A 12,610-nucleotide genomic window follows, 5' to 3' on the forward strand; every position below is an offset into this window, starting at 1 on the left:
CAGTGCTCGCAATCCTCACGTACTTCAGTACGCTCCGGTTGCTCTGCGCTGGCGGTCTCCGGTCTGACTTCGCCGATGACGCCTGTACTTCAGGAACAGATTTTCAACGATTTCTAAAATTATCTATGGATTTATAGGCCGAATAAGCGCAGCGCCATCCGGCCTACAAACTCAACGCAATACCATCAGCAGTGCCAGAATCACGACTGCACCGATGCTCATGGATGCCACATACCAGCGCAGATAGCCGTTCTCGCTAAGCAGCAGACCTTTGCCTGCAAAGCGGGACAGAATCGCCGGGATGTTCATCAAGGCATTCAGCGGATCGCGTTTCAGCAGCCAGGCAACGCCCAGGAACGGCTTAACGAAGACGCGATCGTACAACCAGTCGAAGCCCCATGCGTTGTACCACCAGGGTACCCAGCAGACGGCCCGGCGCACTGTTAGCAATGGACGTCACCAGCGTGCGTTTGCCCAGCCACAGCCATGCGGCAATCAGGATGCCGGCAATCGCCACGACACCAGAGGTGATTTCAAGCATCAGTACGCGACCGTGCTCAAGCTCAGTGGTTTCAGGCAGAACACCGTGCAATGGCGGAACAATCATTGCGCCCACAAAGGTAGAGAGAATCAGCAGCACAATCAGCGGCAGGTGGTGGGTAATCCCCTTCCCTGCATGAGCATGAATTTGTTCTTTCCCGTGGAAGACGATGAAAATCATACGGAAAGTATACAGAGAGGTCATGAACGCACCGACCAGACCTGCAACCATCAGGTTGATGATGGCCGTTCGCCATCGCCCCGGCAAGGATCTCATCCTTACTGAAGAAGCCTGCGGTAATCATCGGCAGTGCAGCCAGCGCTGCGCCACCCACCAGGAAGCAGACATACACCAGCGGAATCGACTTACGCAGACCGCCCATTTTGAAGATGTTCTGCTCGTGGTGGCAGGCAAGAATCACCGAACCAGACGAGAGGAACAGCAGCGCTTTAAAGAACGCATGCGTCATCAGATGGAAAATCGCCGCATCCCACGCCTGTACACCCAGCGCCAGGAACATGTAGCCAATCTGACTCATGGTGGAGTAGGCCAGCACACGTTTGATATCGGTCTGCACCAGCGCCGCAAAACCTGCCAGCACCAGCGTAACGGCACCAACGATCCCCACCAGATGCAGGATTTCCGGAGTCATCAGGAACAGACCGTGGGTACGGGCAATCAGGTAAACACCCGCGGTAACCATGGTTGCGGCGTGGATCAGCGCAGAAACAGGCGTCGGGCCCGCCATCGCATCGGCAAGCCAGGTCTGCAACGGCAGCTGTGCCGATTTACCGACGGCACCGCCCAGCAGCATCAGCGTCGCCCAGGTCAGCATGTTGTTGCCAGCCTGGCGAAGTGCGGCAGGTGCCAGCTCGACCATTTCACGGAAGTTCAGGGTGCCCAGTTCGTTGTAGAGAATGAACAGCGCGAAGGCGAGGAAGACGTCACCCACACGGGTCACGACGAACGCTTTCATTGCCGCTGCGCCATTCTTCGGATCGGTGTAGTAGAAGCCGATCAGCAGGTACGAACACAGGCCCACGCCTTCCCAGCCGAGGTACATCAGCAGCAGGTTATCGCCGAGCACCAGAATGACCATGCTGGCAATAAACAGGTTGGTGTAGGCGAAGAAGCGGGAGTATCCCTCTTCACCGCGCATATACCAGGAGGCGAACATGTGGATCAGGAAGCCGACGCCGGTCACCACCGACAGCATGGTCAGTGACAAACCATCCAGCACCAGACTAAAGCTGATGTTGAAATCACCGACAGACATCCACGTCCACAATGGCAGTGTGAAGAGCCTGACGACCGTTATTGAAGAAATCAACACCGGCGATGGCGGTAACCAGCGCCGCCAGGCCAATCGAGCCCATTCCCTACCGTCGCAGACAGGTTTTCCGACCAGCGTCCACGAGAGAAAGAGAGCAGCAAAAAGCCAATTAAAGGAAAAATAATGGTTAAGGCGAGCATGTTCATCCACGCATCTCACTTACTGAATCGATATTCAGATTCTGGCGGCGACGATGGAGTTGCAGCAGCAACGCCAGGCCAATGCTCGCTTCCGCAGCTGCGAGGCTAATGGCGAGGATATACATCACCTGACCGTCAGTCTGGCCCCAATAACTGCCCGCCACCACAAATGCCAGGGCGGCTGCGTTGATCATGATTTCAAGACCAATCAGCATAAACAGCAGGTTGCGACGAATCACCAGACCAGTAAGACCGAGAACAAACAGGATCGCGGCAAGGATCAGTCCATGTTGTAAGGGGATCATGCATGCTCCTCCGTTTTTCTTTTAGGGCGGTCTTCCGTACGGTTGCTCAGCACTTCACCCTGACGGTCTTCACGACCAACATGGAAGGCAACAACCAGACCGGCCAACAGCAGCATTGATGCCAGTTCCACTGCCAGGACATATGGTCCAAACAGAGTGATACCGACGGCTTTAGCGCTGATTGGCGTCCCTTCGATACCCTGATCATTAATGCCTGCAATGGCGTAAATCATCACGCCCAGCAAGATGGCCGACAAAATCGCCGGACCAATCCACACCTGCGGTTTCAGCCACTGGCGTTCTTGTTCGATTTCTGAACCGCCAAGGTTGAGCATCATCACCACGAACACGAACAGCACCATAATGGCACCCGCATACACGATGATTTCCAGCGCACCCGCAAAGTAGGCACCCAACGAGAAGAAGACACCTGCGATAGCCAGCAACGACACAATCAGGTACAGCAAGGCGTGCACCGGATTAGTGTGGGTAATCACCCGCAGTGTCGTCAGGATGGCAACCAGGCCACAGATATAAAAAGCGAACTCCATTGCCCCTCTCCTTACGGTAACAGGCTCTTGACGTCGATAGGCTTGGCTTCGTTCTCTGCTTCGCCCTTATCTTTGCCGTCGATTGCCATACCTGCCATCCGGTAGAAGTTATATTCCGGGTATTTGCCCGGACCGGAGATCAGCAGATCCTCTTTTTCGTAAACCAGATCCTGACGCTTGTACTCACCCATTTCAAAATCCGGGGTCAGCTGGATAGCGGTCGTCGGGCAAGCCTCTTCACACATGCCGCAGAAAATGCAGCGCGAGAAGTTGATACGGAAAAACTCCGGATACCAGCGCCCGTCTTTGGTTTCTGCTTTTTGCAGGGAGATACAACCTACCGGACAGGCTACCGCACACAGGTTACAGGCAACACAACGCTCGTCACCGTCCGGATCGCGAGTCAGGACAATACGTCCACGGTAGCGCGGCGGTAAATAAACCGGCTCTTCCGGGTACATCTGAGTTTCGCGTTTTGCAAACGCGTGCAGGCCGATCATCCAGATACTGCGCACCTGGGTGCCGAAGCCCACGAGTAATTCTTTTAAAGTCATGGTCTTTAGCCCCTTATTGCGCTTGCCAGAGAATGACAGCCGCCGTACCCAACAAATTGAGAAGCGTCAACGGCAGGCACACTTTCCAGCCGAAGGACATGACCTGGTCATAACGAGGACGAGGTAATGCTGCGCGAATCAAAATGAACATCATCATGAAGAACGCGGTTTTAATCGCGAACCAGATGAATGGCGGTAAGAACGGGCCGTGCCAGCCACCGAAGAACAACGTGACCATCAGTGCAGAGATGGTCACGATACCGATGTATTCCCCCACGAAGAACAGACCGAATTTCATGCCGGAATATTCAATGTGGTAACCATCGGCCAGTTCCTGTTCGGCTTCCGGCTGGTCAAACGGGTGGCGGTGACACACCGCCACGCCTGCAATGGCAAAGGTGATAAAACCAAAGAACTGTGGGACAACGTTCCAGATATCAGCCTGGTTGTTGACGATGTCGGTCATGTTGAATGAACCGGCCTGCGCCACCACGCCCATCAGGGACAATCCGAGGAACACTTCGTAGCTCAGGGTCTGCGCAGACGCACGCATCGCCCCCAACAGCGAGTATTTGTTGTTACTCGACCAGCCTGCGAACAGCACCGCATACACCGCAAGGCCAGCCATCATCAGGAAGAACAGGATCCCGATGTTCAGGTCCGCTACCACCCAGTTCGGGCTGACCGGCACAATCGCGAAGGCCAGCAACAGAGAGGTGAACGCGATGACCGGCGCAAGGGTAAAGATCATGCGGTCCGTAAATTTCGGTACCCAGTCTTCTTTAAAGAACATCTTGATCATGTCCGCGACGATCTGGAGTGAGCCCCCCCAGCCTACGCGGTTTGGTCCGTAACGGTTCTGGAACAGACCCAGCAGACGACGCTCACCAAAACTCATGAGCGCACCACAGGTGACCACCACCAGCAAAATGACGACCGCTTTCAGGATGCTTAACAGAATGTCGATAACATCCGGTGTTAACCAACTCATGCTTTAGCCTCCTGCAGATTTTCAAGACGCGCACCAGCAAGCACCGGCGCAATACCCGGCATGCCCATCGGTAAACCAACCTGCCCTGCCGTCAGCCCTTCAGACAGCTCCAGCGGAAGGCTGAGAGTCTGGCCGTCGTAGCTAAAGGAAATACGCGCACCGGCATTCACGCCCAGCTTCGCAGCATCTGCCGGGTTGAGTTTGATGTACGGCTGCGGCATACGGCTCTGGAAGACCGGAGAACGTTGTGACATTTCATCACTACCAAACAGATGGTAGTAAGGCGCGATAAGCCACTGTCCGTCCTGCGCTTCAAAGCTTGCCGGCACGTTGGTGAAGTAATCCAGACCGCTTTCCGAGGCTTCAATCAGACGCACACCCGGATCGCCATGACGCAAGTGACCGCCCACTTCAGCCTGGAACTTGTTCCATGCCTGCGGGGAGTTCCAGCCCGGTGCCCATGCAAACGGAATCTGCGAACGCGGTGCAGACGGCTGGTTGTTCCCTTCCATTGAGAAGGCGAACATGGTGTCTTTATCCTGCGGTTGACGCGGCTCGTGCACGCTGATGTTCGCGCGCATTGCAGTACGACCACTGTAACGATGCGGTTCACGTGCCAGTTTCTGACCACGAATACGGAAGCTCGCGTCAGGTGCGGCATCTTTGATACCGGCCAGCTGTGGCAGTTTCTCGACAACAGCGTCAATCACATGGTCAAGCTGCGTCCAGTCCACTTCACGGTTTTCCACTGTACTGTGCAGAGAGTGCAGCCAGCGCCAGCTTTCCAGCATGATGTTTTTGCTGTCGTAGTAAGACGGGTCATAGACCTGGAAGAAGCGCTGCGCACGGCCTTCGTTGTTGATAACCGTACCGTCACTTTCAGCAAAGCTTGCTGCAGAGAGCACCAGGTGCGCATGGTCCATAATCGCCGTACGCTGATGGTCAATTACCATCACCAGCGGCGCTTTAGCCAGAGCAGCGTTCACACGGGTTGCACTTGCATGGCGGTGCAAATCGTTTTCCAGTACCACCACGGCATCCGCCGCACCGGTTTCCAGCTCATCCAGTGCTTCATCCAGAGAGCCGCCGCCAATCATGCCAAGACCAACACTGTTGGTTGAACGGGCAATCATGGTCACACCGACGTCTGAACCGCGCGCTTTCAGTGCCTTCGCAACGTTCGCTGCCGCCTGAATTACATCCACGCTACCGTTGTTGGTCCCGGAGATAATCAGCGGTTTTTTCGCGCCGGCCAGCGCCTGAACGACAACATCAATTTTGTTTTGCAGGTCACGGCTGATGCCGTCTACCGCCGGTGCATTTTCATCAAGCGCATGGGCAATAGCAAAACCAAGGCGAGCCTGATCTTCAACCGGCGCACGGTAAGTCCACGCCGCGATGTCATCCATACGGGTGTTATCCACGTTGGTAACAAACAGCGGGTGTTTGGCGCGCTGACCGATGTTGAGGATGGCGGCAATCTGCCAGTCAGCCACTTTCTGGGCCGCTGCCATTTCGCGCGCTTTGCCTTTAACTGCCTGGCGAACCGCCAGTGCAACGCGTGCGCCGGTTTGGGTAATGTCTTCACCCAGCACCAGGACAGCATCGTAAGATTCAATCTCGCGCAGCGTTGGAGTACGGATTCCGCCTTCACGCAGCACTTTAAGCATCATCTGCAGGCGTTCTTGTTCGCCTTTCGCGATACCGGTATAGAAGTTCTCAGCACCCACCAGTTCACGCAAGGCGAAGTTGCTCTCAACGCTGGCGCGTGGAGAACCAATACCAATCACTTTTTTGGACTGACGCAGGATATCCGCCGCACCCTGCATGGCCTGCTCGGCGTTCAGGGTAATGACATCATCGCCACGACGCTGAATTGGCTGACGCGGTCTGTCTTTCAGGTTCACGTAGCCATAACCGAAACGACCACGGTCGCACAGGAAGTAGTGGTTTACGGAGCCGTTGAAGCGATTTTCGATACGACGCAGTTCACCGTAACGCTCACCCGGGCTGGTGTTACATCCCAGGGAACACTGCTGACAGATGCTTGGCGCAAACTGCATGTCCCATTTACGGTTGTAACGCTCGGAGTGCGTTTTATCGGTGAATACACCGGTCGGGCAGATTTCGACCAGGTTACCGGAGAACTCGCTTTCCAGCGTGCCATCTTCCGGGCGACCGAAGTAGACGTTGTCATGTGCGCCATAAACGCCCAGATCCACACCGTCTGCATAATCTTTGTAGTAACGCACGCAGCGGTAGCAGGCAATGCAGCGGTTCATTTCGTGAGAGATGAACGGCCCCAGATCCTGATTACGGTGAGTACGTTTTGTGAAACGATAGCGGCGGAAGCTATGACCGGTCATAACCGTCATATCCTGCAGGTGGCAGTTGCCCCCTTCTTCACAGACCGGGCAATCGTGCGGGTGGTTGGTCATCAACCACTCTACGACGCTTTCGCGGAACTGTTTCGCTTCTGCATCATCGATAGAAATAAAGGTACCTTCGGTTGCCGGTGTCATACAGGACATCACCAGGCGACCACGCGTGTCTTCCGCGTTCTGATATTGCTTCACCGCACACTGGCGGCAAGCACCGACGCTGCCAAGCGCCGGGTGCCAGCAAAAATACGGAATATCAAGGCCGAGGCTCAGACATGCCTGTAACAGGTTGTCTGCACCGTTGACCTCATATTCTTTGCCGTCTACATGAATCGTAGCCATTAGCATGCTTCCAAATTAGAAATTTAACTCACCAGCGCGCTTTCAAGAGGTTCGGCTGAATACCGCCAATGGCGTTGGTATTGCTGAACTGCTGCTTGATGCCTGCTTCGAATTCTTCACGGAAATATTTAATCGCGCTTTGCAGCGGCTCGACAGCACCTGGCGCATGCGCACAGAAGGTTTTACCCGGCCCAAGGAAACGACACAGTTGCTCAAGTGTCTCGATATCCCCAGGCTGGCCTTCGCCACGCTCGAGCGCACGCAGAATTTTCACGCTCCACGGTAAACCGTCACGGCATGGCGTACACCAGCCACAGGATTCACGGGCGAAAAACTCTTCCAGGTTACGAACCAGCGGAACCATGCCAATCTCGTGGTCTACCGCCATCGCCAGCGCCGTACCCAGACGGCTACCCGCTTTGCCGATGCTTTCAAATTCCATCGGCAGGTCGAGATGGGATTCGGTCAGGAAGTCGGTCCCTGCACCACCAGGCTGCCAGGCTTTGAATTTCAGGCCATCGCGCATGCCGCCCGCATAATCCTCAAGGATTTCACGTGCAGTGGTGCCAAACGGCAGTTCCCACAGACCCGGATTCTTCACACGGCCTGAGAAGCCCATCAGTTTGGTGCCAGCATCTTTACTGGTCGAAATGTTCTGATACCACTCAACGCCGTTAGCCAGAATCGCCGGGACGTTACACAGGGTTTCCACGTTGTTCACGCAGGTCGGCTTGCCCCACACGCCAGAGCTCGCCGGGAACGGCGGTTTGGAACGTGGGTTAGCGCGGCGACCTTCCAGGGAGTTAATCAGTGCGGTCTCTTCACCACAGATATAACGTCCTGCCCCGGTATGGACGAACAGCTCGAAGTCGAACCCGCTGCCGAGAATATTTTTGCCGAGCAGACCGGCTTCGGTCGCTTCCGCAATCGCACGGCGCAGGTGCACCGCAGCTTCAATATATTCACCGCGCAGGAAGATGTAGCCACGGTACGCTTTCAGCGCAAACGCGGAAATGAGCATGCCTTCCACCAGCAGGTGCGGCAGTTGCTCCATCAGTAAACGGTCTTTGTACGTACCCGGTTCCATTTCATCGGCGTTACACAGCAGGTAACGGATGTTCATGGATTCGTCTTTCGGCATCAGGCTCCACTTCAAACCCGTGGAGAAGCCAGCGCCGCCACGGCCTTTCAGACCGGACTCTTTGACTTCATTGACGATTTCATCCGGGGCCATTCCGGTCAGTGCACGACGCGCACCGGCATAACCGTTTTTGCTTTGGTATTCATCCAGCCACACGGGCTGTTTGTCATCACGCAGACGCCAGGTCAGCGGATGCGTTTCGGGAGTACGGATAACGTCTTTCATTTATACCGCTCCAGCAAATCAGGGATGGATTCCGGCGTCAGATGGCTGTGAGTATCCTCATCAATCATCATGTTCGGGCCTTTGTCGCAGTTGCCCAGACAGCAGGTCGGCAACAGAGTAAAGCGACCATCGAAAGTCGTCTGGCCCGGCTTGATATTGAGTTTTTTCTCAAGCGCAGCCTGAATACCCTGATACCCGGTGATATGGCAGACCACGCTGTCGCAGTAGCGAATGACGTGGCGGCCAACCGGCTGACGGAAAATCTGGCTATAGAATGTGGCAACACCTTCAACATCGCTCGCCGGGATACCCAGCACATCAGCAATGGCGTAGATCGCGCCATCCGGTACCCAGCCGCGCTGTTTCTGAACAATTTTCAGCGCTTCGATGGACGCCGCGCGCGGGTCTTCGTAGTGGTGCTTCTCGTGCTCAATTGCCTCACGCTCTGCCGCACTCAGCTCAAAAGCCTCGGTTTCTGGTAATTGATTCTCGTGCATAATTAGCGGTCCACATCTGACATAACAAAATCGATACTACCCAGATAGACGATAAGGTCTGATACCAGGCTGCCACGGATCGCCGCCGGGATCTGCTGCAAGTGCGCATAGCTCGGTGTGCGGATACGAGTGCGGTAGCTCATGGTGCTGCCGTCGCTGGTCAGGTAGTAACTGTTGATACCCTTCGTCGCTTCAATCATCTGGAAGGATTCGTTGGCTGGCATGACCGGGCCCCACGAAACCTGCAGGAAGTGCGTGATCAGGGTTTCGATATGTTGCAGCGTGCGCTCTTTCGGCGGCGGCGTGGTCAGCGGGTGATCCGCTTTGAACGGGCCTTCCGGCATATTTTTGAGGCACTGCTCAAGGATGCGCAAACTCTGGCGCAGCTCTTCCACTTTCAGCATCACACGGGTGTAGCAGTCGGAAACACCGCCGCCCACCGGCACCTCAAAGTCGAAGTTCTCATAACCAGAGTAAGGACGGGCTTTACGCACGTCGAAGTCAATCCCGGTGGCACGCAGGCCAGCACCGGTGGTACCCCACTCCAGTGCTTCTTTTGCGTTATACGCAGCAACGCCCTGAGAACGACCTTTCAGAATGGTGTTGCGCAGCGCAGCTTTCTCGTAGGAAGCCAGACGCTTCGGCATCCAGTCGAGGAATTCACGCAGCAGACGATCCCAACCGCGAGGCAGGTCGTGAGCCACACCGCCGATGCGGAACCAGGCCGGGTGCATACGGAAACCGGTAATCGCTTCCACCAAATCGTAGATTTTCTGACGATCGGTAAAGGCGAAGAAGACTGGCGTCATGGCACCGACGTCCTGAATAAACGTCGAGATGTACAGCAAGTGACTGTTAATGCGGAACAGCTCGGAGAGCATGACACGAATGACGTCAACACGCGCCGGAACGGTAATACCTGCCAGCTTTTCAACGGCCAGCACGTATGGCATTTCGTTCACGCAGCCGCCGAGATATTCGATACGGTCAGTGTACGGAATGTAGCTGTGCCAGGATTGACGCTCGCCCATCTTCTCAGCACCACGGTGGTGGTAGCCGATATCTGGCACGCAGTCGACAATCTCTTCGCCATCGAGCTGGAGAATAATACGGAAAGCGCCGTGGGCAGACGGGTGGTTAGGACCGAGGTTGAGGAACATGAAGTCCTCGTTGTCGGTGCCGCGCTTCATGCCCCAGTCTTCCGGTTTGAACGTCAGCGCTTCCATTTCCAGATCCTGCTTGGCTTTGGTCAGCTCAAACGGGTCGAATTCGGTCGCACGTGCCGGATAGTCTTTACGCAGCGGGTGGCCGGTCCACGTGTGCGGCATCATGATGCGCGTCAGGTGCGGGTGGCCTTCGATATCAATGCCAAACATTTCCCAGGTTTCACGCTCATACCAGTTGGCGTTCGGGAAGAGTTTGGTGAATGTCGGCACGCGCAGATCGTTTTCAGATAATGCCACCTTGAGCATGATATCGCGATTGCGTTCAATGGAAATCAGGTGGTAGAAAACGGAAAAGTCCGCGGCAGGTAAACCCGCGCGGTGCGTGCGAAGACGTTCGTCCATGCCGTGTAAATCAAACAGCATGACGTAAGGTTTTGGCAGTCTCTTAAGGAAATCGCCCACTTCCAGTAACTGTTCGCGCTTCACCCAAACAACCGGCACCCCGGTGCGGGTCGCCTGAACGGTAAAGGCATCCGGCCCAAAACGGTTGCGCAGCTCGCCAATGACCGGATCATCAAGGTGATCCCGGGTCTGCCATGTGGCTTCTTGCGCAGTTAAGTCAGTCATATTGTTCACCATTGCAAAATTTCCGTGGTGACTGTCAGGTATGGCTTCGCGTTAGTTGATTATTAAAATGCGAATGTTGATGCCATAACCCGCAGGCGCAAATTAAATCTCGTCAGGCGTACGCAGGTTGGTTACTGCAATACGCTCGCCGCGTTTGCGGTCGCGTTCCGACTGCATATTGGCGCGGTATACGCCCTGATCGCCAACAACCCACGACAGCGGACGGCGCTCTTTTCCAATCGAATCCTGTAACAGCATCAAAGCCTGCATATAGGCTTCCGGACGCGGCGGGCAACCCGGAATGTAGACATCTACTGGGATAAATTTGTCGACGCCCTGCACCACGGAATAGATGTCATACATCCCACCGGAGTTTGCGCACGCGCCCATGGAGATAACCCATTTAGGCTCCAGCATCTGATCATAAAGACGCTGAATAACCGGTGCCATTTTGGTAAAGCAGGTACCTGCAACCACCATTAGGTCAGCCTGACGCGGAGAAGCACGCAGTACCTCAGCACCAAAACGCGCAACATCGTGCACGGCGGTAAAGGAGGTCACCATCTCGACATAACAGCAGGACAACCCGAAGTTATAAGGCCAGATTGAGTTTTTGCGGCCCCAGTTAACCATGTCATGCAGGGCATTCTCGAGCTTGCCCATGTAAACACTTTTGTTAACTTCTTGTTCCAGGGGGTCGGTTACGATCTCCTGTTTTTGCAGGGGGTAACGGTCGTTCTCACCGTTGGGATCTATGCGGGTGAGCGTATAATCCATCTTATTGCCTCGCGGTTAGCGTTGACGATTAGTGTAGCTGCTAGTCTCTGGGTTGATTTGTGCACGGCGTGAACGCGAAGGCGTCCAGTCCAGCGCACCAATTCGCACCAGATAAAAAAGACCAGCCAGCAGCACTAAAATGAAAATTGCGGCTTCGACAAAACCGACCCAACCACTCTCGCGAATGGAGGTTGACCATGCGTATAAGTAAAGCGCTTCCACGTCGAATATGACGAAGAACATGGCTACCAGATAAAATTTGGCTGAGAGACGCAGGCGTGCAGTCCCGACCGAATCGATACCCGATTCGAATGGAACGTTTTTGTGTCTTGCGCGTGCGCGACCGCCGAGATACCAGCCGCCGATCAACATCAGGCAGCACAGGCCAATAGCGACAATAAGAAAGACTGCGAACGCCCAATGATGAGCGATGATTTCAGTGGATGTTGACATACGCATTGCTTAGCTCAAAAGGTAGCGCTTAATGCTCTGCTCTTCTCGGCAGATGGCGCTACATCGATTCATGGGGAGGAATAAAACCACACGTTAAGTAAGAATTTGACAAAGTCAGCCAAACGATGTGGGTTTTTACTCCTTTCTATAACCTTTTGTCAACTTTAACAAAAGTTTCCTCACATTAGTTTACATCGGCAGCAATTCATTAACATTTAATGCCGTTTTCTTATTCAACCTCGACGAAGCCCATGATCTTTTAGGGTGTTGAATCGTGTCCGTTGTGAGGTTTTACAAAAATTACCCTCTTATTTTGACAGGATTTTGCGCGGATTCCTCCCCCTCTGTGGGAGTATTTTCTTGATCTGCGACACGCTTTTGTTAATTCATCCCTAAAAACGGCAACAAAACGGCTAGATTTTTAACATGAGGGAGTATCACTAAAAACTATAGATCATGTGGAGGCATTGCGGAGGAAACAGTTATAACAAATTGATTATTATGATTAATTTTAATATTCAAACTGTTTATGAGAAGCAATCGTGCAAAAAACGAACCGATGACAGCGATTCCATTGTCAGCGGTC

The 12,610-nt window shown here is 54.3% G+C and carries 10 protein-coding genes and 1 pseudogene; all 11 read right to left on the minus strand.

All coding sequences use genetic code 11. From position 1 onward, the window contains the following. Positions 1 to 171: 171 nt before the first annotated feature. Positions 172 to 2,020: pseudogene (nuoL, locus tag AC5JPW_RS18935) on the minus strand (NADH-quinone oxidoreductase subunit L). Then, the gene (gene nuoK, locus AC5JPW_RS18940) at positions 2,017 to 2,319 is read right to left on the minus strand and encodes an NADH-quinone oxidoreductase subunit NuoK (RefSeq protein ID WP_002463445.1); all 303 of its coding nucleotides are present in this window, start codon (positions 2,317 to 2,319) and stop codon (positions 2,017 to 2,019) included. The pseudogene nuoL and the gene nuoK overlap by 4 nt, the downstream one beginning before the upstream one ends. After that, on the minus strand, positions 2,316 to 2,870 hold the full coding sequence (gene nuoJ / locus AC5JPW_RS18945; protein WP_494242666.1) for an NADH-quinone oxidoreductase subunit J: 555 nt from the start codon (positions 2,868 to 2,870) through the stop codon (positions 2,316 to 2,318). The genes nuoK and nuoJ overlap by 4 nt, the downstream gene beginning before the upstream one ends. Before the next feature lie 11 nt (positions 2,871 to 2,881). Then, positions 2,882 to 3,424 (minus strand): NADH-quinone oxidoreductase subunit NuoI, encoded by a 543-nt coding sequence (nuoI, locus tag AC5JPW_RS18950; protein WP_494242667.1) that lies wholly within the window; start codon positions 3,422 to 3,424, stop codon positions 2,882 to 2,884. 13 nt (positions 3,425 to 3,437) lie between these two features. Then, on the minus strand, positions 3,438 to 4,415 hold the full coding sequence (gene nuoH, locus AC5JPW_RS18955) for an NADH-quinone oxidoreductase subunit NuoH (protein ID WP_458046459.1): 978 nt from the start codon (positions 4,413 to 4,415) through the stop codon (positions 3,438 to 3,440). After that, a complete protein-coding gene (gene nuoG, locus AC5JPW_RS18960; RefSeq protein ID WP_494242668.1) occupies positions 4,412 to 7,138 on the minus strand; it encodes an NADH-quinone oxidoreductase subunit NuoG in 2,727 nt (908 codons plus the stop codon). The genes nuoH and nuoG overlap by 4 nt, the downstream gene beginning before the upstream one ends. 28 nt (positions 7,139 to 7,166) lie before the next feature. Continuing rightward, positions 7,167 to 8,504, minus strand: a complete 1,338-nt coding sequence (gene nuoF, locus AC5JPW_RS18965; protein ID WP_494242669.1) for an NADH-quinone oxidoreductase subunit NuoF — start codon at positions 8,502 to 8,504, stop codon at positions 7,167 to 7,169. Continuing rightward, a complete protein-coding gene (nuoE, locus tag AC5JPW_RS18970; RefSeq protein WP_494242670.1) occupies positions 8,501 to 9,001 on the minus strand; it encodes an NADH-quinone oxidoreductase subunit NuoE in 501 nt (166 codons plus the stop codon). Before nuoE ends, nuoF begins: the two co-directional genes overlap by 4 nt. Positions 9,002 to 9,003: 2 nt before the next feature. Continuing rightward, a complete protein-coding gene (gene nuoC / locus AC5JPW_RS18975; RefSeq protein ID WP_494242671.1) occupies positions 9,004 to 10,806 on the minus strand; it encodes an NADH-quinone oxidoreductase subunit C/D in 1,803 nt (600 codons plus the stop codon). A 90-nt stretch (positions 10,807 to 10,896) separates the two neighbouring features. Continuing rightward, positions 10,897 to 11,571 carry an NADH-quinone oxidoreductase subunit NuoB gene (gene nuoB, locus AC5JPW_RS18980; RefSeq protein WP_494242672.1) on the minus strand — a complete coding sequence of 225 codons (675 nt, stop codon included), beginning with the start codon at positions 11,569 to 11,571 and terminating at the stop codon, positions 10,897 to 10,899. Between the two features lie 15 nt (positions 11,572 to 11,586). Continuing rightward, on the minus strand, positions 11,587 to 12,030 hold the full coding sequence (gene nuoA / locus AC5JPW_RS18985; RefSeq protein WP_494242673.1) for an NADH-quinone oxidoreductase subunit NuoA: 444 nt from the start codon (positions 12,028 to 12,030) through the stop codon (positions 11,587 to 11,589). Between the last annotated feature and the right edge of the window lie 580 nt (positions 12,031 to 12,610).

This window comes from Phytobacter sp. (assembly GCF_059074235.1).

Coding starts and splice junctions, on each gene's coding strand:
- nuoK (WP_002463445.1), bottom strand. CDS start 2,319: ATGATCCCCTTACAACATGGACTGATCCTTGCCGCGATCCTGTTTGTT.
- nuoJ (WP_494242666.1), bottom strand. CDS start 2,870: ATGGAGTTCGCTTTTTATATCTGTGGCCTGGTTGCCATCCTGACGACA.
- nuoI (WP_494242667.1), bottom strand. CDS start 3,424: ATGACTTTAAAAGAATTACTCGTGGGCTTCGGCACCCAGGTGCGCAGT.
- nuoH (WP_458046459.1), bottom strand. CDS start 4,415: ATGAGTTGGTTAACACCGGATGTTATCGACATTCTGTTAAGCATCCTG.
- nuoG (WP_494242668.1), bottom strand. CDS start 7,138: ATGGCTACGATTCATGTAGACGGCAAAGAATATGAGGTCAACGGTGCA.
- nuoF (WP_494242669.1), bottom strand. CDS start 8,504: ATGAAAGACGTTATCCGTACTCCCGAAACGCATCCGCTGACCTGGCGT.
- nuoE (WP_494242670.1), bottom strand. CDS start 9,001: ATGCACGAGAATCAATTACCAGAAACCGAGGCTTTTGAGCTGAGTGCG.
- nuoC (WP_494242671.1), bottom strand. CDS start 10,806: ATGGTGAACAATATGACTGACTTAACTGCGCAAGAAGCCACATGGCAG.
- nuoB (WP_494242672.1), bottom strand. CDS start 11,571: ATGGATTATACGCTCACCCGCATAGATCCCAACGGTGAGAACGACCGT.
- nuoA (WP_494242673.1), bottom strand. CDS start 12,030: ATGCGTATGTCAACATCCACTGAAATCATCGCTCATCATTGGGCGTTC.